24 protein-coding genes are annotated in these 26,145 nt (G+C 52.8%); 22 read left to right on the top strand and 2 right to left on the bottom strand.

The window, feature by feature from the left end; genetic code table 11:
* The 8 genes from lnt to M8013_RS17880 all read left to right on the top strand — a co-directional run bounded on the left by lnt (nucleotide 1) and on the right by M8013_RS17880 (nucleotide 10,053).
* Complete coding sequence (lnt, locus tag M8013_RS17915) at nucleotides 1–1,539, top strand: apolipoprotein N-acyltransferase (RefSeq protein WP_271269149.1); 1,539 nt, start codon at nucleotides 1–3, stop codon at nucleotides 1,537–1,539.
* A 395-nt stretch (nucleotides 1,540–1,934) separates the two neighbouring features.
* The gene (locus tag M8013_RS17910) at nucleotides 1,935–2,843 is read left to right on the top strand and encodes an amino acid ABC transporter substrate-binding protein (protein WP_271269148.1); all 909 of its coding nucleotides are present in this window, start codon (nucleotides 1,935–1,937) and stop codon (nucleotides 2,841–2,843) included.
* Nucleotides 2,844–2,999: 156 nt separating this feature from the next.
* Entirely contained in the window at nucleotides 3,000–3,740 is a 741-nt protein-coding gene (locus M8013_RS17905) for an amino acid ABC transporter permease (protein ID WP_271269147.1), read from the top strand.
* Nucleotides 3,740–4,414, top strand: coding sequence for a glutamate/aspartate ABC transporter permease GltK (gene gltK / locus M8013_RS17900; RefSeq protein ID WP_271269146.1), 675 nt, complete (start codon nucleotides 3,740–3,742; stop codon nucleotides 4,412–4,414). The genes M8013_RS17905 and gltK overlap by 1 nt, the downstream gene beginning before the upstream one ends.
* Nucleotides 4,414–5,139, top strand: a complete 726-nt coding sequence (locus M8013_RS17895; RefSeq protein ID WP_271269145.1) for an amino acid ABC transporter ATP-binding protein — start codon at nucleotides 4,414–4,416, stop codon at nucleotides 5,137–5,139. The genes gltK and M8013_RS17895 overlap by 1 nt, the downstream gene beginning before the upstream one ends.
* A gap of 119 nt (nucleotides 5,140–5,258) precedes the next feature.
* Nucleotides 5,259–6,194, top strand: a complete 936-nt coding sequence (gene rihA, locus M8013_RS17890) for a pyrimidine-specific ribonucleoside hydrolase RihA (RefSeq protein ID WP_271269144.1) — start codon at nucleotides 5,259–5,261, stop codon at nucleotides 6,192–6,194.
* 336 nt (nucleotides 6,195–6,530) lie between these two features.
* The gene (locus tag M8013_RS17885; RefSeq protein WP_271269143.1) at nucleotides 6,531–8,207 is read left to right on the top strand and encodes a ShlB/FhaC/HecB family hemolysin secretion/activation protein; all 1,677 of its coding nucleotides are present in this window, start codon (nucleotides 6,531–6,533) and stop codon (nucleotides 8,205–8,207) included.
* Nucleotides 8,208–8,271: 64 nt separating this feature from the next.
* Complete coding sequence (locus tag M8013_RS17880; RefSeq protein WP_271269142.1) at nucleotides 8,272–10,053, top strand: two-partner secretion domain-containing protein; 1,782 nt, start codon at nucleotides 8,272–8,274, stop codon at nucleotides 10,051–10,053.
* Nucleotides 10,054–10,146: 93 nt separating this feature from the next.
* Here the strand turns inward: M8013_RS17880 and M8013_RS17875 are convergent, their stop codons facing one another.
* A complete protein-coding gene (locus tag M8013_RS17875) occupies nucleotides 10,147–10,629 on the bottom strand; it encodes a zinc ribbon-containing protein (RefSeq protein WP_271270147.1) in 483 nt (160 codons plus the stop codon).
* Between the two features lie 214 nt (nucleotides 10,630–10,843).
* Between M8013_RS17875 and leuS the strand changes: the two genes are divergently transcribed.
* The 14 genes from leuS to lipA all read left to right on the top strand — a co-directional run bounded on the left by leuS (nucleotide 10,844) and on the right by lipA (nucleotide 25,793).
* Nucleotides 10,844–13,426, top strand: a complete 2,583-nt coding sequence (gene leuS / locus M8013_RS17870) for a leucine--tRNA ligase (RefSeq protein ID WP_271269141.1) — start codon at nucleotides 10,844–10,846, stop codon at nucleotides 13,424–13,426.
* Nucleotides 13,427–13,440: 14 nt separating this feature from the next.
* Nucleotides 13,441–14,010: an LPS assembly lipoprotein LptE gene (gene lptE / locus M8013_RS17865; protein WP_271269140.1), complete on the top strand. Its 570-nt coding sequence runs from the start codon at nucleotides 13,441–13,443 to the stop codon at nucleotides 14,008–14,010.
* Nucleotides 14,010–15,041: a DNA polymerase III subunit delta gene (holA, locus tag M8013_RS17860; RefSeq protein WP_271269139.1), complete on the top strand. Its 1,032-nt coding sequence runs from the start codon at nucleotides 14,010–14,012 to the stop codon at nucleotides 15,039–15,041. Before lptE ends, holA begins: the two co-directional genes overlap by 1 nt.
* 1 nt (nucleotide 15,042) lies before the next feature.
* Nucleotides 15,043–15,696 (top strand): nicotinate-nucleotide adenylyltransferase, encoded by a 654-nt coding sequence (gene nadD, locus M8013_RS17855; protein WP_271269138.1) that lies wholly within the window; start codon nucleotides 15,043–15,045, stop codon nucleotides 15,694–15,696.
* 270 nt (nucleotides 15,697–15,966) lie between these two features.
* Entirely contained in the window at nucleotides 15,967–16,284 is a 318-nt protein-coding gene (gene rsfS, locus M8013_RS17850) for a ribosome silencing factor (RefSeq protein WP_271269137.1), read from the top strand.
* A 3-nt stretch (nucleotides 16,285–16,287) separates the two neighbouring features.
* Nucleotides 16,288–16,755, top strand: coding sequence for a 23S rRNA (pseudouridine(1915)-N(3))-methyltransferase RlmH (rlmH, locus tag M8013_RS17845; RefSeq protein WP_095281219.1), 468 nt, complete (start codon nucleotides 16,288–16,290; stop codon nucleotides 16,753–16,755).
* Between the two features lie 30 nt (nucleotides 16,756–16,785).
* Nucleotides 16,786–18,687 carry a peptidoglycan DD-transpeptidase MrdA gene (gene mrdA / locus M8013_RS17840; protein ID WP_271269136.1) on the top strand — a complete coding sequence of 634 codons (1,902 nt, stop codon included), beginning with the start codon at nucleotides 16,786–16,788 and terminating at the stop codon, nucleotides 18,685–18,687.
* Nucleotides 18,688–18,689: 2 nt separating this feature from the next.
* Nucleotides 18,690–19,802, top strand: coding sequence for a peptidoglycan glycosyltransferase MrdB (gene mrdB, locus M8013_RS17835; protein ID WP_271269135.1), 1,113 nt, complete (start codon nucleotides 18,690–18,692; stop codon nucleotides 19,800–19,802).
* 10 nt (nucleotides 19,803–19,812) lie between these two features.
* Nucleotides 19,813–20,922: an endolytic peptidoglycan transglycosylase RlpA gene (rlpA, locus tag M8013_RS17830; protein ID WP_271269134.1), complete on the top strand. Its 1,110-nt coding sequence runs from the start codon at nucleotides 19,813–19,815 to the stop codon at nucleotides 20,920–20,922.
* Nucleotides 20,923–21,061: 139 nt separating this feature from the next.
* Nucleotides 21,062–22,273: a D-alanyl-D-alanine carboxypeptidase DacA gene (gene dacA / locus M8013_RS17825; RefSeq protein WP_271269133.1), complete on the top strand. Its 1,212-nt coding sequence runs from the start codon at nucleotides 21,062–21,064 to the stop codon at nucleotides 22,271–22,273.
* 106 nt (nucleotides 22,274–22,379) lie between these two features.
* Nucleotides 22,380–22,643, top strand: a complete 264-nt coding sequence (gene ybeD / locus M8013_RS17820) for a DUF493 family protein YbeD (protein ID WP_003022706.1) — start codon at nucleotides 22,380–22,382, stop codon at nucleotides 22,641–22,643.
* Between the two features lie 93 nt (nucleotides 22,644–22,736).
* Nucleotides 22,737–23,381, top strand: a complete 645-nt coding sequence (gene lipB, locus M8013_RS17815; protein ID WP_271269132.1) for a lipoyl(octanoyl) transferase LipB — start codon at nucleotides 22,737–22,739, stop codon at nucleotides 23,379–23,381.
* A gap of 285 nt (nucleotides 23,382–23,666) precedes the next feature.
* Nucleotides 23,667–24,620 (top strand): YbeF family transcriptional regulator, encoded by a 954-nt coding sequence (locus tag M8013_RS17810; RefSeq protein ID WP_271269131.1) that lies wholly within the window; start codon nucleotides 23,667–23,669, stop codon nucleotides 24,618–24,620.
* A 207-nt stretch (nucleotides 24,621–24,827) separates the two neighbouring features.
* Complete coding sequence (lipA, locus tag M8013_RS17805) at nucleotides 24,828–25,793, top strand: lipoyl synthase (protein ID WP_271269130.1); 966 nt, start codon at nucleotides 24,828–24,830, stop codon at nucleotides 25,791–25,793.
* A gap of 85 nt (nucleotides 25,794–25,878) precedes the next feature.
* Here lipA and tatE read toward each other — a convergent pair whose 3' ends face one another.
* Nucleotides 25,879–26,082, bottom strand: coding sequence for a twin-arginine translocase subunit TatE (tatE, locus tag M8013_RS17800; RefSeq protein WP_271269129.1), 204 nt, complete (start codon nucleotides 26,080–26,082; stop codon nucleotides 25,879–25,881).
* Nucleotides 26,083–26,145 lie beyond the last annotated feature (63 nt).

Genomic DNA, 26,145 nt, shown 5'->3' with positions numbered 1-26,145 from the left:
ATGGCATTTGCCCCATTGCTTGAACGCCAGCGCGTACGTCTGCTGCTGGCGCTGTTACTCGGAGCCAGCGGTACGCTGGCTTTTTCTCCTTATGACTTCTGGCCTGCCGCACTTCTCTCCCTGATGGGGCTCCAGGGCCTGACCCTTAACCGACGGCCTGTACAGGCGGCGGCAATTGGTTATTTCTGGGGGCTTGGCCTGTTTGGCTCCGGCATTAACTGGGTGTACGTCAGTATTGCTCAGTTTGGTGGTATGCCGGGTCCGGTTAACGTCTTCCTTGTGGTGCTGCTGGCAGCGTATCTCTCGCTGTATACCGGTCTGTTCGCCGGGATCCTTTCGCGCCTGTGGCCGAAAACCAGCTGGATGCGCGTAGCGATTGCCGCCCCGGTAGTCTGGCAGATAAGCGAATTCCTGCGCGGCTGGGTATTGACCGGTTTTCCCTGGCTACAGTTTGGCTACAGCCAGATTGACGGCCCGCTGAAAGGCCTGGCGCCGGTAATGGGCGTCGAGGCGATCAACTTCCTGCTGATGGTGGTGAGCGGCCTGCTGGTGCTGGCTCTGGTTCAGCGTAACTGGCGTCCGCTGGTAATGGCGCTGGTGCTGTTCGCTCTGCCCTTCCCGCTACGTTATATCCAGTGGTTTACTCTCGAACCGGAACGCACCACCCAGGTGTCGATGGTGCAGGGCGACATTCCCCAGTCGCTCAAGTGGGATGAAAATCAGCTGGTGAATACCCTGAAAATCTACCTGGATGCAACCCAGACAGAAATGGGCAAATCACAGCTGATTATCTGGCCGGAGTCAGCCATCCCGGATCTGGAGATCAACCAGCAGCGTTTTCTCAGCATGATGGACGATCTGTTGCGGGCGCGTAACACCACGCTTATCACCGGTATCGTTGATGCGCGCCTGAATAAGCAAAATCGTTACGACACCTACAACAGCATCATTACGCTGGGGAAAGACAACCCTTACAGCTATGAATCGCATAACCGCTACAATAAAAATCACCTCGTGCCGTTTGGTGAATTTGTTCCGCTGGAATCGATTCTGCGCCCGCTGGCCCCGTTCTTCGATTTGCCGATGTCCTCCTTTAGCCGTGGCCCATACGTTCAGCCCCAGTTAAGTGCGCACGGCTTTTTGCTGACCGCCGCCATCTGCTACGAAATTATCCTCGGTGAACAGGTGCGGGATAATTTCCGCCCGGATACAGACTTTTTGCTGACCATCTCTAACGATGCGTGGTTTGGTAAATCGATTGGCCCGTGGCAGCACTTCCAGATGGCGCGGATGCGTTCCCTGGAGCTGGCCCGCCCGCTGCTGCGCAGCACCAACAACGGCATTACCGCCGTGATTGGACCGCAGGGCGAAATTCAGGCCATGATCCCGCAGTTTACCCGCCAGGTGTTGACCACCAGCGTCACTCCGACAACCGGGTTAACGCCTTATGCCCGTACCGGCAACTGGCCGCTGTGGATCCTGACCGCGCTGTTTGGCTTTGGCGCCGTGTTGATGAGCCTTCGTCAACGTCGTAAGTAATCCCCTCACCTCTTTGCCCGGCGGCGCTATGCTTGCCGGGCATACGATTTTATCGGTCCGATAAGGCGCAGTCGCTACCCGGCAATCCCCTTCTATTAACATATCTGGCACGTCTATTGCTTTATTTACTCGTATGAACGCGGTTTGGTTTAACGTGCAACCTGGTCGCACCAGCGCGGTTCAGCGGTAGCACCTTTTCGGTGCAAACAGCGTTTATTGCCTCTGAATGGTGCGGCGCGCTTCGCAAAAATAAACAATAACGCAGCAAAATCTTTACATTAAGCCAGACTAAATGTTAACAAACACGCATAACACTGCACTCGTTTAGCGCGAGCAATAACAACATCACACTGGGTATCAATGCGTCTCTGACGCTGATAAAAAAGGAGTTGGGTATGCAATTACGTAAACTGGCCACAGCAATGCTGGTGATGGGACTCTCTGCAGGCGTAGTACACGCTGAAGACGCAGCCCCGGCCGCTAGCAGCACCCTGGAAAAGATTGCTAAAAACGGCGTCATTGTGGTCGGCCACCGTGAGTCTTCTGTCCCGTTCTCATATTATGACAATACGCAGAAAGTCGTGGGCTACTCTCAGGCTTATTCCAACGCCATCGTTGATGCGGTGAAGAAGAAACTGAATAAACCCGATCTGGATGTGAAGTTAATCCCAATCACTTCACAAAACCGTATCCCGCTGCTGCAAAACGGCACCTTCGATTTTGAGTGCGGCTCTACCACCAATAACCTTGAGCGTCAGAAACAAGCTGCCTTCTCCGATACCATCTTCGTAGTTGGTACTCGTCTGCTGACCAAAAAAGGCGGCGACATTAAAGACTTCGCTGACCTGAAGGGCAAAGCGGTGGTCGTCACCTCCGGTACCACTTCTGAAGTTCTGCTGCACAAGCTGAATGAAGAGAAGAAAATGGATATGCGCATTATCAGCGCGAAAGACCACGGCGACTCCTTCCGGACTCTCGAAAGCGGCCGCGCCGTTGCCTTCATGATGGATGATGCCCTGCTGGCTGGCGAACGTGCAAAAGCGAAGAAACCGGACAACTGGGAAATCGTTGGCACTGCGCAATCCAAAGAAGCCTATGGCTGCATGATGCGTAAAGACGACCCGGAATTTAAGAAACTGGTCGATGACACCATCGCTCAGGTTCAGACCTCCGGTGAAGCAGAAAAATGGTTCGGAAAATGGTTCAGTAACCCAATCCCGCCAAAAAATCTGAACATGAACTTTGAACTGTCTGCCGATATGAAAGCCCTGTTTAAAGAACCGAACGACAAGGCACTTAACTAATTAGAACCATTAAGGGGCGGGATCTCCTGCCCTCTCGATTGTCGGGAAGCGCGGACAGACTAAACGTTGAGTGGTCGTTCCCCACTGGGCGTGAAAATTTGCTTCTCACCAATCTTCGAGGGTAGCGCTGCTACCCTTTTTTTTCCGGAGTTTATTATGTCAATCGACTGGAACTGGGGCATTTTTCTGCAGCAAGCCCCGTTCGGCAACACCACCTATCTGGGCTGGCTGTGGAGCGGTTTTCAGGTGACGGTCGCCCTGTCGATCACCGCCTGGATCATCGCGTTTCTCGTCGGCTCACTGTTCGGTATCCTGCGTACCGTACCCAACCGCTTTCTTTCCTCTTTGGGAACTTGTTACGTCGAACTGTTCCGTAACGTTCCGTTAATTGTGCAGTTCTTTACCTGGTATCTGGTCATTCCGGAACTGCTGCCAGAAGATATCGGCATGTGGTTCAAAGCTGAACTGGATCCGAATATTCAGTTCTTTGTCTCCTCGATGCTTTGTCTGGGTCTGTTCACCGCCGCGCGTGTCTGTGAACAGGTTCGTTCGGGTATTCAGTCTCTGCCACGCGGGCAGAAAAATGCCGCCCTGGCGATGGGTCTGACCTTACCGCAAGCCTACCGTTATGTCTTACTGCCAAACGCCTATCGAGTGATCGTCCCCCCGATGACCTCGGAGATGATGAACCTGGTAAAAAACTCGGCCATTGCTTCCACTATCGGCCTGGTTGATATGGCCGCGCAGGCGGGCAAACTGTTGGATTATTCCGCTCATGCGTGGGAATCCTTTACCGCCATTACCCTGGCGTATGTACTGATTAACACTGTGATTATGCTGGTGATGAACCTGGTCGAACGTAAAACTCGCCTGCCGGGCAACTTGGGGGGCAAATAATGCACGAATTTGACTGGAGTTCCATTGTTCCTTCCCTGCCGTACCTGCTGGACGGGCTGATCATTACCCTGAAAATCACCCTCACGGCGGTGGTGATCGGGATTGTCTGGGGCACCCTGCTGGCGGTGATGCGCCTGTCGACCTTTAAGCCGATCGCCTGGTTTGCGACTGCTTACGTTAACGTGTTTCGTTCCATCCCTTTGGTGATGGTGCTGCTGTGGTTCTACCTGATTGTGCCGGGTCTGCTGCAGAATGTTCTCGGCCTGTCGCCGAAAAGCGATATCCGCCTGATCTCAGCGATGGTGGCTTTCTCCATGTTTGAGGCGGCCTACTACTCAGAAATTATTCGTGCCGGGATCCAGAGTATCTCGCGCGGACAATCCAGTGCTGCGCTGGCGTTAGGCATGACCCACTGGCAATCGATGAAGCTCATCATTCTGCCGCAGGCGTTCCGCGCTATGGTTCCGCTGCTGCTGACACAGGGTATTGTTTTGTTCCAGGACACCTCTCTGGTCTATGTATTGAGCCTGGCAGACTTCTTCCGTACCGCCTCCACCATCGGCGAGCGCGATGGTACTCAGGTCGAGATGATCCTGTTCGCAGGGGCGGTCTATTTTGCAATTAGTTTAAGCGCGTCGCTGTTGGTCAGCTGGCTGAAGAAAAGGACCGTGTAATGATTTCCCTGAAAAATGTTTCTAAATGGTATGGGCACTTTCAGGTGCTGACCGACTGCTCCACGGAAGTGAAAAAAGGTGATGTTGTGGTGGTTTGTGGGCCTTCCGGTTCCGGCAAATCGACCCTGATCAAAACCGTTAACGGCCTGGAGCCGGTGCAGCAGGGCGAAATTGTCGTCAACGGCACCAGAGTGAACGACAAAAAAACCAACCTGGCAAAGCTGCGTTCTAACGTTGGGATGGTGTTCCAGCATTTTGAGCTGTTCCCCCACCTGTCGATCATCGAGAACCTTACGCTGGCACAGGTTAAAGTGCTTAAGCGCGACAAAGCGGCTGCCCGTGAAAAGGCGCTCAAGCTGCTGGAGCGCGTGGGCCTGACCGCACATGCCGACAAGTACCCGGCCCAGCTTTCAGGTGGGCAGCAGCAGCGCGTGGCCATTGCCCGTGCGCTGTGTATGGATCCGGTGGCGATGTTGTTTGATGAGCCGACGTCTGCGCTCGATCCTGAGATGATCAACGAAGTGCTGGATGTGATGGTGCAGCTGGCCCAGGAAGGCATGACCATGATGGTTGTCACCCATGAAATGGGCTTTGCGCGCAAGGTAGCCAACCGCGTGATCTTTATGGATGAGGGTAAAATTGTGGAGGACTCTGCCAAAGAAGAGTTCTTTGCCAACCCGAAGTCCGACCGCGCCAAAGATTTCCTCGCCAAAATCCTGCATTAATCTCCCCGGTGCGCAATCGCTCAGATTGCGCACCTGCTCACGTTTTACACCGCTTCTTCTCGTCGATACGCAATGCCAGCGTTAACCTTGTCACACATATGCTGTGAATGGAGAACGCTATGGCACTACCGATTATTCTGGATTGCGATCCGGGTCATGATGACGCGATCGCCCTCGTCCTCGCTCTTGCCTCACCCGAACTGGAACTCAAGGCGGTAACCTCATCTGCCGGAAACCAGACCCCGGATAAAACCCTGCGCAACGTGCTACGGATGCTGACGCTGTTAAAGCGCAGCGATATCCCGGTGGCTGGAGGGGCAGTAAAACCCCTGATGCGCGATCTGATCATCGCCGATAACGTACACGGTGAAAGCGGCCTTGATGGCCCTGCCCTGCCTGAGCCGGATTTCGCTCCACAGAATTGCACTGCCGTGGAGCTGATGGCCAAGGTACTGCGTGAAAGTCACACCCCCGTGACGCTTGTCGCTACTGGTCCACAGACTAACGTTGCGCTGTTGCTGAATAGCCACCCTGAGCTGCACGCTAAAATTGCGCGCATCGTCATGATGGGTGGCGCGATGGGACTGGGCAACTGGACGCCGGCCGCTGAATTCAACATTTTTGTCGATCCTGAAGCCGCCGAAATTGTTTTTCAGTCCGGAATACCGGTAGTGATGGCCGGTCTGGATGTCACCCATCGGGCGCAGATTATGGCTGAGGATATTGCGCGTTTTCGCCAGACAGGCAACCCTGTCGCCACCGTCGTGGCGGAGTTACTCGATTTCTTCATGGAGTATCACAAAGGGGAAAAATGGGGATTCCAGGGCGCGCCGCTGCATGATCCCTGCACTATTGCCTGGCTGCTGAAGCCAGAAATTTTCACCACCATTGAACGGTGGGTTGGGGTAGAAACGCAGGGAAAATATACCCAGGGCATGACTGTTGTAGATTATTATGGCCTGAGTGGAAATAAACCCAATACACTCGTGATGATTGATGTCCAGCGTGAAGCTTTCGTTGATTTGCTGGCGGAACGGCTGAATTTTTATTCTTAACCGTATTGCGCCTCGATATGCCATGAGGCGCACCGTTAAACCCAATATGAATTCATGGTACACACTTGACATCATAATTTCAGTTCTTAATTCACATAGAATTGAGATAAACAAATATGGACTTCGCGCCTTTACCTCCTGTAGCATCCCGCCTCTTTAAAAAACTACCCTCTCTCAAGAGAGGGTCTGGAATACTCATTAACCTTTTCTAAAAATATATTTAATTTTACGATTTTAGTTAATTCGATATTATTCAACAATCGCCAGAAAAATTATTATGAGAAGGATTCTCATAATGGTGCTGCACTAAAACCTATAGAGAAATGGAACTTCTTTATGCTTAAAATCGCTTTACCGTCGGTGACTGGTTTTCTCGCACTGTTGTCTTTAAGCTTCACCGCGGGTGCAAGCTCTATCCAGCCATCAGCCAGCCAAACAGAACAGGATAAAGCTCGCCAGGCCTCTCTTGCACCGCAGCAGCAGGCATTCAAATCTAATAGAACTTCACCGAATAGCCAAACCATTAATTTCCCGAAAGAGGATGTTTGTAAATATATTAATGGCGTAATCATTGAATCCGAAAACGATAAACTCACGCAAAAATTACTGGGTAAAATGGCGAGCCAGGCCAATTCGCAATGTCTTGGCATTAAAGGTGTGACTTTACTTGCACGCGCATTACAGAATGAGCTTATCCTCAAGGGATATATTACCTCTTTGCTGGATGTCCCCGCGCAGGAAATGGCGGACGGCATTTTAAGATTAACCCTGACTTACGGTAAAGTCGGCAGCGTCGCTTATGATGCAACAAAGGAAAACAGCGAGACCCGCCTGTGGAATACCCTTCCCTTTTCGGAAGGCGACGTGCTGAAACTTTCCGATCTGGAACAGGGGATGGCCAATCTCCAGCGCCTTCCGGGATCTACCGCACACATGAAGCTCGAGCCGGGAAAGCAGGATGGTGAGACTGACATCCGTCTCACCCGCAAGATGGGCAAAAAATGGCAAGTCGCCGCCTGGCTGGATGACGCCGGCAGTCGCGCCAGCGGACGTTACCAGGGAGGTGCGTCCTTGTACCTGTACGATCTCACGACCCTTGACGACACCCTCTATATCGCCGCAGGTGGTGACGTTGAATACAACGAGCATAATGACGGCAACAATAACGCCAGCATCTATTACTCCATACCTTTCGGTTACTGGAACGCCAGCCTGTATGCATCACAAAGCGAATATCTTCAACAGGTTAAAGGGAGATACTCCACCACCGATTATGAAAGTAAAAACCGTTATTTCAGCGCAACGCTAGAACGACTGCTGTCTCAAACCCGAACCCAAAAAACCAGCCTGAGCGCAAGAGTGTTCAAAAGTCGTTCACGTTACTATTTTGGCGGCATCGAAATGTCCGTGATGCGCAAACAGAACCCCGCCTGGGAGTTGAGTCTGCGCCATCAGCATTATTTCAATAACAAAGTAATCGATGCCGGCATCAGCATGCAGCGCCGCTTAGGCTGGCTAAGTTCCATGCCGACCCCTGAAGAGAAAGCCCATCTTTTTGATAACGAGGCACGGGTTGTACGCGCCGACATTAAAGCTTTAATGAAATTCGCCAGCACTGGAGATAACTTCACCTATGCGCCGCAATTAAGCGTACAGCTTAGTCCTGACAAGCTGTCTTCAGATAATAATTTTAATATCGGTAGCCGCTGGTCTGTTCGCGGCTTTGATGGCGAAAGTTCGCTCTCCAGTAGCGAAGGTTGGTATATGCGTAACGATTTCATCTGGGACATCCCTTTGCCAAACCAGCAATTCTATTTAGGCCTGGATGTCGGCAAGATTATTGGCAGCGATCAATACCAAAAGGGAAAAGTTTTATCAGGCACGGTAGCCGGTTTGCGCGGAGAAGTTCTTTCCACGCAATACGATTTGTTCATCGGCACGCCATTATCCAAGCCCGAAAGCTATCATACCGATGCGCTTAATATGGGTTTCTCATTACAGTGGAGGTATTAGTCACACATAGTTAAACAGCGCTTCATCCATTTTTTATTTCATTTTATTTAAAGGACTCTATTAAATGTTTAAATTCAAACTTTCTTATGTTGCTCTGGCAGCAGCGTTAACCTCAACCTGCGTCTTTGCTGATCCAGTTTCTTATACTCACCGTTCGGGTGCCAACGTTGTGGATATTGAAGCACCGAACGCAGCGGGTGTATCTCATAACCTGTACCGTGAATTCAACGTCAGCGATAAAGGCATGGTGCTGAATAACAGCGGCGTGGATGTTAATCATGACAAGCTGGGCAATATTGCAAAGAACAATAATCTGATTAATGGCGCCGCTTCCGTCATTATTAATGAAGTCATCTCGAATAAATCAAGTGCGCTGAACGGCTTTATCGAAGTTAACGGTCAGAAAGCCGACGTGGTGATCGCTAACCCGAACGGTATCAGTTGTTCAGGCTGTAACTTCATCAATACCGACAAGGTCACAATGACTACCGGTAAAGTCAACCTTGGCAACGATGGTTCTTTGAAGAGCTATGACGTTACCGGTGGCAATATTAGCGTAGATGCATACGGCATGTTTGCCAACGACAGCCTGGTACTGCTGATGGCTGACACCATCAGGCTGAACGGTGGGGTTCATGCTAAAAACGCCGTGGTTAGCGTGGGTAATTTCAGCTATGACGACGCTGCTGGTACCGTGACGTCTCATAACAAAAGCGCAACGCTGATTCAGACACTGATTCCTGAATACAGCCTCGATATTTCAAATATTGGCGGTATCAAAGCGAACAATATCACTATGATGGGTAATAACCTGGGATTTGGCGTACGTAATAAAGGTTCAATTATTACTAATACCAGCCTGGCGATGAGCATCAACGGTAACCTGATCAACGAGGGTTCCATTACCAACAACGGTTTTGTTGCGCAGATTGCCACCGCCGGTGAGCTGAAAAACAGCGGTAACATCACCACTAATAATATCGCCATGATCACCGCAAATGGCGCACTCAACAACAGCGGCAACATCGTCAATAATTTACAAATGGGCATTTCCGCCGGCGGTAGCATTGAAAACACAGGCACAATCAAATCTGCCAAAACGCTGATAGTCAATACCAATGGTGACCTCAACACCAAATCTGGTTCCTGGCTGCAGGCGGGTGAGCAACTTGCTATTTCAACACTGGGTAATGTTAACAACGGTGGCTCTACGAGCGCTAAATATACTACGGTGAACTTCGGTGGCAGTAGCCTCAACGTGACAGGAAACCTGTCGGGTAACTCTGGCCTGGCCATCACATCCTTGCAAAATGGAACTGTCGGTACAGGAGCAATATATAACAACGGAAGTATTTCTGGTGGGGATTTAACGATTCAGACAAAAGCCGCATTGAAGCAGCATGGTAATCTTGTCGCTGACAAATCACTATCGATTAAAAGCGGCACAGTCGATAATACTTATTATATCTCTGCACCTGAGCTAAACATTGTTAGCAACCACACCAGAAATATGGCAACAATTTCAGGTAACAATTTAGATATCTCTTCACAGCAGGGCATTCATAATGAAGGTATATTTAATGCCTCAAATAATTTAACCTTAAGTGCAACAAATGGGAGTGATATTACTAATTATAATACCCTCCAGGCAGGTGGAGTAATGACACTCAATGCCCGCAAGGTTGAGAATGGCGGTTATAAGTGTGGGTTTATGAACTTCAAGACGTGTAATGTTGGTACGATTAAAACCGACAAACTGATTCTTAACTCGTCTCACTCTTATGCCTCTAATATGGGCGGCAATCAACAATTTAAGAGTGCTGAAATCAACAAGATTTCAAATTAATACGTTTGCTAGTGTCTTTGTAGAATACTGACTACTGGTATTACCTGTCAGTAAATCATGCCCGGTGAATATCAGTTTCACCGGGCATATCAATTACGGCTCAAATGGCCGACGCTGGAACTGGTCATGCCCACACTTCGGGCAGGCTGGCAGCACGTCCGGCGTATATACCGCCAGAAGAAAATGGCAATTCTCACAAACCAGATTCCCCAGCCCCACCACCTCGCCACTGTGATACACCCCGTGATGATTGAGATCCTGGAACACCTCACGCCATTCCAGCTGCGTTTTATCGGTAATATCCGCCAGCTCCTGCCACAGACTCTCTTTAATCACCCGCATAAACACGCTGTCAGTGACCTCATCCTGGCTCTCTTCGTAGCTGCGGGCAAACTCTTCCAGATCGCGGCGAACCGCGCGGGTCACCTCTTCCACTTCGGTTCGCGTTAACTCACCCGTCTGGATGACCCTGGCTCGCGCCTGTTCGACCAGCGCGTCGATATCACGCTCGCCGTTACGCAGACGTTCAGTCAGTGTGGCGACCAGTTCACGGTAAAATTGAGCAACCTTGTTCATCATCTTGCCTCCCGGGTAAGTAACTCTCTCTAATGATAGACCTTATTTCCTTACCGCTGTGTCAGGTCAGCCACACTCTGCGTAAATTCCTGCAAGGGGCTTTTAAGGTAAAGGCTGTTTTGACGCGGACGTTTGGGCTATGCTATGCGGATCTGAAATACCACATCCATTGGCTACGTTTGTAGCAGTAATGAACACAGGACCACTGGCAGCCATGCAAGAGCAATACCGCCCGGAAGAGATAGAATCGAAAGTCCAGCAACACTGGGACGAGAAGCGCACTTTTGAAGTCACCGAAGACGAGAGTAAAGAGAAGTATTACTGCCTGTCGATGCTTCCCTATCCTTCTGGCCGACTACACATGGGCCACGTGCGTAACTACACCATCGGTGATGTGATTGCCCGTTACCAGCGCATGCTGGGCAAAAACGTCCTGCAGCCAATTGGCTGGGATGCGTTCGGTCTGCCTGCTGAAGGTGCTGCGGTCAAAAACAACACCGCCCCGGCGCCATGGACCTACGACAACATCGCCTACATGAAAAACCAGCTCAAAATGCTGGGCTTTGGCTATGACTGGAGCCGCGAGCTGGCGACCTGCACCCCGGAATACTACCGCTGGGAGCAAAAATTCTTCACCGAGCTCTACAAAAAAGGGCTGGTCTACAAAAAAACCTCCGCCGTTAACTGGTGCCCGAATGACCAGACCGTACTGGCGAACGAGCAGGTTATCGACGGTTGCTGCTGGCGCTGTGATACCAAAGTTGAGCGTAAAGAGATCCCACAGTGGTTTATCAAAATCACCGCCTACGCCGACGAATTGCTGAACGATCTGGATAACCTGGACCAGTGGCCTGACACCGTTAAGACCATGCAACGCAACTGGATCGGCCGTTCAGAAGGCGTTGAAATCACCTTTAACGTTGAAAACTACGATCAAACGCTGACTGTTTACACCACCCGTCCAGACACCTTTATGGGTGCGACCTACCTGGCCGTGGCTGCAGGTCACCCGCTGGCGCAGAAAGCAGCAGAGAACAACCCGGAACTGGCCGCATTTATCGACGAATGCCGCAACACCAAAGTGGCTGAAGCCGACATGGCGACCATGGAGAAAAAAGGCGTTGCCACCGGATTCTACGCAACACACCCATTGACTGGCGAAGCGATCCCAGTTTGGGCAGCCAACTTTGTGCTGATGGAATACGGCACCGGTGCGGTGATGGCCGTTCCAGGTCACGACCAACGCGACTACGAGTTTGCCAGCAAATACAGCCTGGACATCAAACCGGTTATCCTTGCAGCCGACGGTTCTGAACCGGATCTGTCTGCACAAGCGCTGACCGAAAAAGGCACCCTGTTCAACTCCGGCGAATTCAGCGGTCTGAGCTTCGAAGCGGGCTTTAACGCCATTGCAGACAAACTGGCTGCGCTGGGCGTGGGTGAGCGTAAAGTTAACTACCGTCTGCGCGACTGGGGTGTTTCCCGTCAGCGTTACTGGGGCGCGCCAATCCCAATGGTGACCCTGGAAGATGGCACCGTGCTGCCAACCCCGGAGGATCAGCTGCCGGTCATTCTGCCAGAAGACGTGGTGATGGACGGGATCAGCAGCCCTATCAAAGCCGATCCGGAGTGGGCGAAGACCACAGTTAACGGTCAGCCTGCGCTGCGTGAAACCGACACCTTCGACACCTTTATGGAGTCCTCCTGGTACTATGCGCGCTATACCTGCCCGCAGCATCAGGAAGGCATGCTGGATTCGAAAGCGGCGAACTACTGGCTGCCGGTTGATATCTACATTGGCGGGATCGAACACGCCATCATGCACCTGCTGTACTTCCGTTTCTTCCACAAGCTGATGCGTGACGCAGGCCTGGTAAATTCCAACGAACCGGCTAAACAGCTGCTGTGCCAGGGCATGGTGCTGGCCGATGCGTTCTACTACGTTGGCGTCAACGGCGAGCGTAATTGGGTCTCCCCGGTAGATGCCATCGTCGAGCGTGACGAGAAAGGTCGTATCGTAAAAGCGAAAGATGCACAGGGTCACGAGCTGGTTTATACCGGCATGAGCAAGATGTCGAAGTCGAAAAACAATGGCATTGACCCGCAGGTGATGGTTGAACGTTACGGTGCCGACACCGTGCGTCTGTTCATGATGTTTGCATCTCCGGCCGACATGACCCTCGAGTGGCAGGAATCCGGCGTTGAAGGGGCTAACCGCTTCCTGAAACGCGTCTGGAAACTGGTGTACGAACACACCTCTCAGGGCGATGCTCCGGCCCTCGACGTTGCGGCCCTGAGCGAAGATCAGCAGGCGCTGCGCCGTGATGTGCATAAAACGATGGCCAAAGTGACCGATGATATTGGTCGTCGTCAGACCTTCAATACCGCAATTGCGGCTATTATGGAATTGATGAATAAGCTGGCGAAAGCCCCGCAGGACGGCGAGCAGGATCGCGCCTTAATGCGTGAAGCGCTGCTGGCAGTTGTGCGTATGCTGAACCCGTTCACTCCACACGCCAGCTTTACCCTGTGGCAGGAGCTGAAGGGCGAAGGCGATATCGACAACGCACCGTGGCCGGTCGCGGACGAATCTGCGATGGTGGAAAACACCACCCTGGTCGTCGTGCAAGTTAACGGCAAAGTGCGCGGTAAAATCACAGTTCCGGTTGATGCAACCGAAGAACAGGTTCGCGAACGCGCTGGCCAGGAACATCTGGTGGCGAAGTATCTTGATGGCGTTACCGTACGTAAAGTGATCTACGTGCCCGGTAAACTGCTGAACATGGTCGTTGGCTAAGCGCGGGAGGAAGCGTGCGACAACTGGCAACATTACTGTTAGGGCTGGCGGTGTTAATCACCGCTGGCTGTGGCTGGCACCTGCGTAATACCACGCAGGTTCCGGAACAGATGAAAAAAATGATTTTCGATTCTGGCGATCCAAATGGTCCGCTTAGCCGGGCCATTCGTAATCAGCTGCGTCTTAACGGCGTTGAACTGGTCGAGAAAGGATCCCTGCGCCAGGATATCCCGTCATTCCGTATCTTAAGCTCGAGTCTGGGCCAGGATACTGCTTCCATCTTCCAGGATGGTCGTACTGCGGAATACCAGATGGTGATGGAAGTGCATGCTGCGGTGCTGATCCCGGGAAGCGACATTTACCCGATCTCCACCAAGGTTTATCGTTCGTTCTTCGATAACCCGCAGACTGCGCTGGCAAAAGATGCTGAACAGACAATCATCGTCAACGAAATGTACGACAAGGCAGCGGAACAGCTGATCCGTAAGTTGCCGAGTGTCCATACCGCTGAAAAAGAGCATGCCGAGCAGGATAAACCTGCGGCGGCATCCTCGCCTCGCGTCACCTCGACGCTGGGTCAGTAATGCTCAGGTTGTACCCTGAACAACTCCGCGCGCAGCTCAATGAAGGGCTGCGCGCGGCGTATCTGCTTCTCGGCAACGATCCGCTGCTGCTGCAAGAAAGCCAGGATGCCGTGCGCCAGGTGGCTGCGACTCAGGGCTTTGACGAGCACCACAGCTTCACCCTCGACAACAGCACCGACTGGCAGGAGATCTTCGCGCTCTGTCAGGCGATGAGCCTGTTTGCCGCACGACAGACCCTGCTTATCCAGCTCCCGGAGAATGGCCCGAATGCGGCGATCAACGAACAGCTGGCGACGCTGGTTAGCTTGCTGCACAACGATCTGCTGCTGATTATCCGCGGGAACAAGCTGACCAAAGCGCAGGAGAACGCGGCCTGGTACAGCACGCTGGCCGCCAGTTCAGTGTTGGTGACCTGTCAGACCCCCGAGCAGGCGCACCTGCCCAAATGGGTTGCGGCAAGGGCAAAACAGAATAATCTCCAGCTGGACGATGCCGCCAACCAACTGCTGTGCTACTGCTACGAAGGCAACCTGCTGGCCCTTGCCCAGGCGCTGGAACGTCTGTCGCTGCTGTGGCCGGACGGTAAATTAACCCTACCCCGCGTGGAGCAGGCCGTCAGCGATGCCGCGCATTTCACGCCTTTCCACTGGGTTGATGCCCTGCTGTCGGCGAAGAGCAAACGCGCTCTGCATATTTTGCAACAGCTGCGTCTTGAGGGTGGCGAGCCGGTTATCCTGCTCAGAACCTTACAGCGCGAACTGCTGCTGCTGGTGACCCTGAAACGCCAGTCATCGCATACGCCCCTGCGCGCCCTGTTTGATAAGCATCGCGTCTGGCAGAACCGTCGCGGTATGACCACCGAGGCTCTGAACCGCCTCAGCCCGGAACAGCTGCGCCAGGCCGTTCAGCTTTTGACGCGTACCGAGCTAACCCTGAAGCAAGATTATGGTCAGTCGGTGTGGTCTGAGCTGGAAAGTCTTTCTCTGCTGCTGTGCCACAAGGCACTGGCTGATATCTTTATAGAAGGTTGAGATGCATAAGCTCCAGGCACTGTTTGGCGGCACCTTTGACCCCGTGCACTATGGTCATCTGAAACCGGTCGAAATACTGGCAAATCAGATTGGCCTGCAGCGCGTCACCATCATGCCCAACAACGTGCCGCCGCACCGCCCGCAGCCAGACGCCAGCAGCGCACAGCGAAAACACATGCTGGAACTGGCGATAGCCGATAAACCGCTGTTTCGTCTTGATGAGCGTGAACTCCGGCGAGACACGCCGTCGTACACGGCGCAAACGTTGCAGGAATGGCGTCTTGAACAGGGGCCTGAGACACCGCTGGCGTTTATTATCGGCCAGGATTCGCTGCTCACTTTCCCGAGCTGGCATCAGTATCACACCATCCTTGATAACAGCCATCTGATCGTCTGTCGCCGTCCCGGCTATCCGCTGGCGATGAAAGAAGAACAACATCAGCAGTGGCTGGAACAACACCTAACGTATCAATCTGAGGATCTGCATAGCCTGCCCGCCGGTAAAATTTACCTGGCGGAAACGCCGTGGTTTGATATCTCAGCGACGCAGATTCGCCAGCGCTTACAGCAGGGGCTCCCCTGTGACGAGATGTTACCCATAGCGGTATTGAGTTACATTCAACAGCAGGGGTTGTATCACAAAAGCGACAACTGAGCGGCGGTTGGCAGAAAAAGCGCGCCATTCGCATTCTCGCCATTGACACCCCCATCCAGGCTGATATCCTCCGCAGCCAGACTGCCCGCCATGCATTGTTTTACAAAAACTGTTTTACAAAAATGGCGATGCAATCTCCGGCAGAGGGTGGGATGATACCCGCCTTCACCAGCCCGTCCGGTGACATTTGTCCCGACACTGCGGCCAGTTCAGGTATACTGTCTGGCTACAAATTTACAGTTACTCAATCTCACTCCCCAGGGGGAAAACTTGCAGGGTAAAGCACTCCAGGATTTCGTTATCGACAAAATTGATGACCTGAAAGGTCAGGACATCATCACTATCGACGTACAGGGCAGATCAAGCATCACCGATTGCATGATTATCTGCACCGGCACCTCCACTCGCCACGTCGCCTCCATTGCTGATCATGTGGTTCAGGAATCACGCGCCGCCGGCATGCTGCCGCTGGGTGTAGAAGGTGAAGCCATTGCTGACTGGGTCGTTGTTGACCTTGGCGAAGTGATTGTCCACGTCATGCAGGAAGAGAGCCGTCGCCTGTATGAGCTGGAAAAACTCTGGGGTTGATGCGTGAAGCTGCAACTGGTAGCCGTCGGCACGAAAATGCCCGACTGGGTACAAACCGGGTTTACTGAATATCTGCGTCGTTTTCCAAAAGATATGCCGTTTGAACTGGTGGAAATTCCTGCCGGTAAGCGCGGTAAGAACGCAGATATCAAACGCATTCTCGATAAAGAGGGTGAACTGATGCTGGCCGCCGCAGGCAAAAACCGCATTGTCACTCTCGATATTCCGGGCAAACCCTGGGATACCCCGCAGCTGGCGCTGGAACTTGAGCGCTGGAAGCAGGACGGTCGCGACGTCAGTCTGTTGATTGGCGGTCCAGAGGGATTATCCCCCGCCTGCAAAGCGGCAGCAGAACAAAGTTGGTCACTCTCCGCGCTGACAATGCCCCACCCGCTGGTTCGGGTGCTGGTGGCAGAAAGTCTTTATCGCGCGTGGAGCATCACGACCAACCACCCTTATCACCGTGAGTAATCATTAAGTCTTGGGTAGATTAAGCAGCGGATGAAACTACAGAATTCTTTTCGCGACTATACGGCTGAGTCTGCGCTGTTTGTGCGCCGGGCGCTGGTCGCCTTTACGGGGATTTTGCTGCTGACTGGCGTGCTGATCGCCAACCTTTATAATCTGCAGATTGTCCGCTTCACCGATTATCAGACACGTTCCAACGAAAACCGTATCAAACTCGTCCCTATCGCCCCCAGTCGCGGCATTATTTACGATCGTAACGGCACTCCGCTGGCGCTCAATCGGACGATCTATCAAATAGAGATGATGCCGGAGAAGGTGGATAACGTTCAACAGACGCTGGACGCGCTGCGCGGCGTGGTCGACCTGAACGACGACGATATTGCGAACTTTAAAAAAGAGCGTGCGCGATCGCATCGCTTTACGTCAATTCCGGTGAAAACCAACCTGACCGAAGTCCAGGTCGCCCGCTTCGCCGTTAACCAGTACCGCTTCCCCGGTGTCGAAGTTAAAGGTTACAAACGCCGTTTCTATCCCTATGGCTCGGCGCTGACGCACGTCATCGGCTACGTCTCTAAAATCAACGATAAAGATGTCGAGAGGCTGGATAAAGACGGCAAGTTAGCCAACTATGCGGCAACCCATGATATTGGCAAACTCGGCATTGAGCGCTATTACGAAGACATCCTTCACGGCGAGACCGGTTATGAAGAAGTTGAAGTCAATAACCGCGGTCGGGTGATCCGCCAGCTAAAAGAGGTGCCACCGCAGGCCGGGCATGATATTTACCTGACGCTGGATCTCAAACTCCAGCAGTATGTCGAAACCCTGCTGACAGGCAGTCGTGCGGCGGTGATTGTTACCGATCCCCGCTCCGGCAGCATTCTGGCGCTGGTGTCGAACCCGAGCTACGACCCGAATCTGTTTGTCGATGGCATCTCCAGCAAAGATTATGCTGGTCTACTCAACGACCCCAACACACCGCTGATCAACCGCGCGACTCAGGGCGTCTATCCCCCTGCATCGACGGTGAAACCCTATGTGGCAGTGTCAGCGCTGAGCGCCGGGGTGATCACCCGCAACACCGGTCTCTTCGACCCGGGCTGGTGGCAGCTGCCGGGATCAGAAAAACGCTATCGTGACTGGAAGAAGTGGGGCCACGGTCATCTAAATATTACCAAATCGCTGGAAGAATCCGCCGATACCTTCTTCTACCAGGTCGCCTACGATATGGGCATCGATCGCCTGTCCGAATGGATGGGCAAATTTGGCTACGGTCACTACACCGGCATCGATCTGGCAGAAGAACGTTCTGGCAACATGCCAACCCGCGAGTGGAAGCTAAAACGCTTTAAGAAGCCATGGTATCAGGGTGACACCATCCCGGTTGGGATCGGCCAGGGTTACTGGACTGCCACCCCGATACAGATGAGCAAAGCGCTGATGATCCTGATTAACGACGGCGTCGTTAAAGTACCACACCTGCTGATGAGCACGGTCGAAAATGGCAAAAAAGTGCCATGGTCGCAGCCGCATGAGCCACCGGTAGGTGATATCCATTCCGGCTACTGGGAAATTGCCAAAGACGGGATGTACGGCGTGGCAAACCGCGCCAACGGTACGGCACACAAATATTTTGCCGGTTCACCGTATAAAATTGCGGCGAAATCCGGTACGGCGCAGGTCTTTGGCCTGAAGGCCAATGAAACCTATAACGCGCACAAAATTGCTGAACGTCTGCGTGACCATAAGCTGATGATCGCGTTTGCTCCTTATGATAACCCGCAGGTGGCGGTGTCAATTATTCTGGAAAACGGCGGTGTCGGCCCGGCGGTCGGTACCATCATGCGCCAGATCCTTGACCACATTATGCTGGGTGACAATAACACTGACTTGCCGAGCGAAGGCCCGGCAGCCGCCGGCGCGGAGGACCAATAATCGTGACGGATAATCCAAATAAGAAATCGCTGTGGGACAAAATCCACATCGACCCGGCTATGCTGCTGATCCTGCTGGCCCTGTTAGTGTACAGCGCGCTGGTCATCTGGAGCGCCAGCGGTCAGGACATCGGCATGATGGAGCGTAAGATCGGCCAGATTGCGATGGGCCTGGTGGTGATGGTGGTGATGGCGCAGATCCCACCGCGCGTCTACGAAGGCTGGGCACCCTATCTTTATATTATCTGTATTATTCTGCTGGTCGCTGTAGATGCCTTCGGCGCAATCTCAAAAGGCGCCCAGCGCTGGCTCGATCTCGGCATCATCCGTTTCCAGCCGTCAGAAATCGCCAAAATCGCCGTACCGCTGATGGTGGCACGCTTTATAAACCGTGACGTCTGTCCGCCATCGCTGAAGAACACCGGGATTGCACTGGTGCTGATCTTCATGCCTACGCTGCTGGTCGCCGCACAGCCTGACCTTGGGACCTCTATCCTGGTCGCCTTGTCCGGCCTGTTCGTACTGTTCCTTTCCGGGCTGAGCTGGCGCTTGATTGGTATTGCGGTGGTGCTGCTGGCCGCCTTTATCCCGATCCTGTGGTTCTTCCTGATGCACGACTACCAACGTCAGCGCGTGATGATGCTGCTGGATCCCGAGAGCGATCCGCTCGGGGCAGGCTATCATATTATACAGTCGAAGATTGCGATCGGTTCCGGTGGCCTACGCGGTAAAGGCTGGCTGCACGGTACCCAGTCGCAGCTCGAATTCCTGCCTGAACGTCACACCGACTTTATCTTTGCGGTTCTGGCAGAAGAGCTCGGCCTGGTCGGCATTTTAATTCTGCTGGCGCTGTACGTACTGTTAATCATGCGTGGATTGTGGATTGCCGCGCGCGCGCAAACCACCTTTGGCCGCGTCATGGCTGGCGGCTTGATGTTGATTTTATTCGTTTATGTTTTCGTAAATATTGGTATGGTGAGCGGAATTCTGCCTGTTGTAGGCGTACCGCTTCCGCTGGTGAGTTACGGAGGCTCGGCACTGATCGTGCTAATGGCCGGGTTTGGGATCGTGATGTCGATTCATACCCACAGAAAAATGTTGTCGAAAAGCGTATAAGGGGAACGCAATGCGCAAGCAGTGGATTGGGATCTGCATCGCCGCGAGTTTACTGGCAGCCTGTACAACTGACGATGGTCAGCAGCAGGCCACCGTCGCACCGCCGCAGCCGGCCGTGTGTAATGGTCCAATTGTTGAGATTAGCGGGGCCGATCCGCGTTTCGAACCGCTGAGCGCAACCGCCAATCAGGATTACGAGCGCGACGGTAAAAGTTTTAAAATCGTGCAGGATCCTTCACGCTTTAGCCAGGCCGGTTTGGCGGCCATTTATGACGCCGAACCGGGCAGCAACCTGACAGCCAGCGGTGAGCCCTTCGACCCGATGCAGCTGACCGCCGCCCATCCGACGCTGCCGATCCCGAGCTATGCGCGTATCACCAACCTGGCGAATGGCCGGATGATCGTGGTGCGCATTAACGATCGTGGTCCATACGGTAACGATCGTGCTATCTCCCTGTCCCGTGCGGCGGCCGATCGTCTGAACACGTCGAACAACACCAAAGTGCGTATCGATCCGATTATTGTCGCCCAGGACGGCAGCCTGTCCGGTCCGGGTATGGCCTGTACCACCGTGGCTAAACAAACCTATGCCCTGCCTGCTCGTCCGGACCTCAACAGCGGCATGGGCAGCGCCTCATCAGCGCCTGATCCGATGCCGGTGCAGGGAGACGTACGCGCCATCAGTAACGACACGCTGAAAAGCGAAGACAGTATGGGCGCACCGGTCAATAGCAGCGGTTTCCTCGGTGCACCGACGACCCTCGCCTCTGGCGTCCTGGAAGGCAGCGAACCCCCTGCCCCACAACCGGTCGTTGCCGCACCCGTGACCCAAAATGCACCTGTCACCGCGCCAGGCTCTACCCAAACACCTGTGGCCGCGCCGGTTTCCGCCAACGGCAGCTTTGTCGTTCAGGTGGGTGCCGTTAGCGATCAAGCGCGTGCCCGGCAGTATCAACAGCGCCTGAGCCAGCAGTTTGGCGTGCCGGGTCGGCTTGAGCAGAATGGTGCCGTATGGCGTATCCAGCTCGGTCCTTTTGCCAGCAAATCTGAGGCGGCATCCGTGCAACAACGTTTACAAAGCGAAGCACAGCTGCAGTCCTTTATTGCTGTAATGAAATGATTAATCAGCGGTATCCGAATTGTCAGTATTTGTAATAGGGATTCACACTCTCATGCTGAAAGTCGGATGCCTGCCCCTATAGCATTTGCTATAGTAAGGCACTTTTTTTAATTCCATCACGGATGTCGTTGTTCTGACCATGAAGACCACTTTCTCCGCTCGTTTTATGCAGCGCATGGCGCTCGCTACGGCGCTTTGCGCAGCCTCGCTCTCAGTCGCGCATGCCGATGACCTGAATATCAAGACCATGATCCCTGGCGTTCCGCAGATCGACGCGGAATCCTACATCCTGATCGACTACAACTCCGGCAAAGTGTTGGCTGAGCAGAATGCTGATTCACGACGCGACCCGGCCAGCCTGACTAAAATGATGACCAGCTACGTCATCGGTCAGGCCATGAAAGCAGGTAAATTCAAAGAGACCGATCTGGTCACCATCGGTAACGATGCGTGGGCAACCGGCAACCCGGTGTTCAAAGGCTCTTCGCTGATGTTCCTGAAGCCAGGAATGCAGGTACCCGTCTCGCAGCTGATCCGCGGTATCAATCTGCAGTCCGGTAACGACGCCTGTGTGGCGATGGCCGATTTTGCGGCCGGCAGCCAGGATGCGTTCGTGGGTCTGATGAACAGCTACGTGAATGCTCTGGGCCTGAAGAACAGCCACTTCCAGACCGTGCACGGCCTGGACGCAGACGGTCAGTACAGCTCCGCGCGCGACATGGCGCTGATTGGCCAGGCGCTGATCCGTGACGTGCCGAACGAGTACACCATCTACAAAGAGAAAGAATTCACCTTTAACGGCATCCGCCAGACCAACCGTAATGGTCTGCTGTGGGACAACAGCCTGAAAGTTGACGGTATCAAAACGGGTCATACCGATAAAGCCGGTTACAACCTGGTGGCCTCTGCCACCGAAGGCCAGATGCGCCTGATCTCTGCCGTGATGGGCGGACGAACCTTCAAAGGACGTGAAACCGAGAGCAAGAAACTGCTGACCTGGGGCTTCCGCTTCTTCGAAACCGTTAACCCGCTGAAAGCAGGCAAAGAGTTCGCTTCTGAGCCGGTCTGGTTTGGCGATAACGATCGTGCTTCACTGGGCGTCGATAAAGACCTTTATCTGACTATCCCACGCGGCCGCATGAAAGATCTGAAAGCCAGCTACGTGTTGACCGCCAGTGAGCTGCATGCACCACTGCAGAAAAACCAGGTTGTGGGCACCATCAACTTCCAGCTCGACGGAAAAACCATTGATCAGCGTCCGCTGGTAGTACTGGACGAAATCCCGGAAGGCAATTTCTTCGGCAAAATCATTGATTACATTAAATTGATGTTCCATCACTGGTTTGGTTAAAAATTGAGCACTTGAAAGTGTGATTTCCATCCCCATATACTAGATAACCTGATAACTCCCACCCGATGTGGGAGTTATTCTTTTTTGACGTACTGCCGGAGTTGACATGAAAACCAAACTTAACGAACTGCTTGAATTCCCTACGCCATTTACTTACAAAGTAATGGGGCAGGCGTTGCCTGAGCTGGTTGATCAGGTGGTTGAAGTGGTCCAGCGCCATGCGCCGGGTGATTACTCCCCGACGGTTAAACCGAGCAGCAAAGGGAATTACCACTCGGTTTCCATCACCATTACTGCCACGCATATTGAGCAGGTCGAGACGCTGTACGAAGAGCTCGGTAACATCGATATCGTGCGTATGGTGCTGTAACGTCTTTCGGTTACCCGCATCGCCGGGTAACCCGTTTCCCCTCTGTGATATACTCCCTGCCACACTTAGTTCCTTCGTTTCGGAGATGTCGTTTTGTATCAGGATACCCTCCTTATCCGCCATCTTGGGCTTCAGCCCTATGAACCCGTTTCCCAGGCCATGCATGATTTCACCGACACGCGTGACGAAAACACTCAGGATGAAATCTGGCTGGTCGAGCATCCTCCCGTGTTTACCCAAGGTCAGGCAGGAAAAGCAGAACATCTGCTGATGACGGGTGATATCCCGGTGATCCAGAGCGATCGTGGTGGGCAGGTGACTTATCACGGGCCGGGCCAGCAGGTGATGTACGTCCTGCTCAACCTGAAGCGCAGAAAACTCGGCGTGCGTGAACTGGTGACGCTGCTTGAACAGACCGTGGTCAACACGCTGGCAGAATTTGATATCGATGCCCATCCCCGTGCGGATGCGCCTGGCGTCTACGTCGGTGAAATGAAAATTTGTTCACTCGGTTTACGTATTCGTAAGGGCTGCTCTTTCCACGGCCTTGCATTGAATATTAATATGGATCTAGCCCCTTTCCGGCGCATCAACCCCTGCGGCTACGCGGGCATGGAAATGGCGCAAATGAGCCAGTGGGTAGAGAACATCACGCCTGATATTGCGCGACCACATTTAGTACATGCTTTTTTAGCACTGCTAAACAATCCACCCCATGAATATATCACTGCTTCATAACTCGACCTGAATGGCTCATTTATCTGATGAGCCATTCTTATTTCACGGTATTTATCCTTTACAATATTCCCCGCATTCTATATTTTCAAAACCCCTGTGTATCCGCGTGTAATCTTCTCAGCCTGGCATATCGACACGCCTGCTGAGACAGGCTGGCACAGTAGCCTGACAACAAAGTAATAGTGTCAGGTGAGTAATTATTGGATAACAGTTCAAAATATAACAATAAGCACAATATTTAATTTCGACTAATATCATTATTGTGAATAAATATGGAGTATCAGCGTGGATCCTAATGAATTTCCAGCAAAACGGTTAAGTGAGCCAGGCGGTGAGGCAAAGCCGCAAATCTTTCGGACTTTGCGCAATATTGATCTCAATTTACTGACAATTTTTGAGGCCGTCTATGTTCACAAAGGAATCGTTAATGCTGCGAAAATTCTTAATCTCACGCCTTCAGCAATAAGCCAATCCATTCAAAAACTGCGCGCAATATTCCCCGATCCCCTGTTTATTCGTAAAGGTCAGGGCGTGACGCCTACCGCCTATGCCACTCACCTGCACGAGTACATTAGCCAGGGTCTAGAGTCTATTCTTGGCGCTCTTGATCTCACCGGCAGCTACGATAAGCAGCGCACCATCACCATCGGTACCACCCCTTCGATCGGCGCGCTCGTCATGCCGATTATTTATCAGGCGGTGAAGGCTAGTGCGCCACAGTTACTGCTGCGCAACATTTCAATCGGCGATGGCGAAACGCAGTTGGGCCAGTTCCAGACCGATCTGATCGTGGACAGCAATGTCCTGAATACGCGCGCGTTAAGCCACGATGTCCTGTTTACCGATCGGCTGCTATTGGTGTGCCGCAAGCAACACCCCGCCCTCAGCCAGACGGCGACGGTGGAAAATCTGCAGAAGTATGAACAGACTCTGCTGGTGCTGGAAGGACAGAATCTGAATGCATTACGTATGCGCATTAACGAGATTTTCCCGGAACGTCAGGTCACCTTCAGTAGTTACAATATTTTTACGATTGCCGCCCTGATCGGCAGCAGCGACCTGATTGGTATCATCCCGGCACGCCTGTTCACTCTACTACGCCACTGCTGGCCGCTGGAGCAGATCCCCTATACATCATTGAATGAAGAAACTGTCGATATTTCGCTGTATTACAACAAGCTAAGCCTTCGCGATCCGGTCCTCGAAAACGTCATCAATGTCATTCGAGGGGCGTTTTGAAACGCCCCTTTTACCTGAGAGCCTGCGCTGCGCGGGCCGAAAGGCACTAAACAACAACTATTTTACAATTTGGCGACCCGGCAGGCTGCTTTATCGGCCGTATCAATGATATACTGCCTGTCGTTCATTCAAATATAGTTGATAAATACAACATTCCCTTGAATTGAAACGCTTTCCTTCGATATTCGCAACTGGAACACGCACGCTATGAGTAAACCCATTGTGATGGAACGCGGTGTTAAATACCGCGACGCCGATAAAATGGCCCTAATCCCGGTTAAAAACGTGGCTACGGAGCGCGAAGCGCTGTTAAGAAAACCGGCATGGATGAAAATCAAACTTCCGGCGGACTCTTCGCGTATTCAGGGAATCAAAGCGGCGATGCGCAAAAACGGCCTTCACTCCGTTTGTGAAGAGGCCTCCTGCCCTAACCTTGCTGAATGTTTTAACCACGGTACTGCAACGTTCATGATCCTCGGCGCTATTTGTACTCGCCGTTGCCCATTCTGTGACGTTGCCCATGGTCGTCCTGTTACCCCTGATGCCAATGAGCCGCAGAAGCTGGCGCAGACGATTGCCGATATGGCACTGCGCTATGTGGTGATCACTTCCGTTGATCGTGACGATCTGCGCGACGGCGGTGCTCAACATTTTGCTGACTGTATCGCAGCCATTCGTGAAAAAAGTCCGACCATCAAAATCGAAACACTGGTCCCTGACTTCCGTGGCCGTATGGATCGCGCGCTGGATATTATCACTGCCACACCGCCAGACGTGTTCAATCACAACCTGGAAAACGTACCGCGTCTGTATCGCCAGGTTCGTCCAGGTGCCGATTACAACTGGTCCCTGAAACTGCTGGAGCGTTTTAAAGAAGCGCATCCAGAGATCCCAACCAAGTCCGGTCTGATGGTTGGTCTGGGTGAAACCAATGCAGAGATCGTTGAAGTCATGCGCGACCTGCGTCGCCATGGCGTGACCATGCTGACGCTGGGCCAGTACCTGCAGCCGAGCCGTCACCACCTGCCGGTTCAACGTTACGTGAGCCCGGAAGAGTTCGACGAAATGAAAGCCGAAGCAATGGCGATGGGCTTTACCCATGCTGCCTGCGGTCCGTTCGTGCGTTCGTCTTACCACGCCGACATGCAGGCGAAGGGTGAAGAAGTGAAGTAAGCCCGTCACATACGCTTACAGTTCACCCATAAAAAAACCGGCCTGAGCCGGTTTTTTTTATTTTGCACGCCGCGAGACGTTACCGTTACTCTTTGTGAGAGAGTTTTTCGGCGGCAATATCAGCATCGGCTGTTTTCCTGGCCGTTGCATCGTCATCATTCATGGCTTTTTTGAAGCCTTTGATGGCTGCACCCAGGTCTCCGCCCAGCGTACGTAACTTTTTGGTACCAAACAGCAGAACGACCAATGCGGCCACTACCAGCAGTTTGGTAATACTAATCTCACCCATAGATACCTTCTTGACTTAGAACAGGCTGCGTTTCGTGCCGTAAAAACCTGAGAGTATTAACGG

Source organism: Silvania confinis (assembly GCF_025564085.1).
GTDB classification, from domain to species: Bacteria; Pseudomonadota; Gammaproteobacteria; order Enterobacterales; family Enterobacteriaceae; genus Enterobacter; species Enterobacter confinis.
Note: the sequence above shows the minus strand (reverse complement) of the source record. Positions and strands in the feature narration are given on the sequence as shown.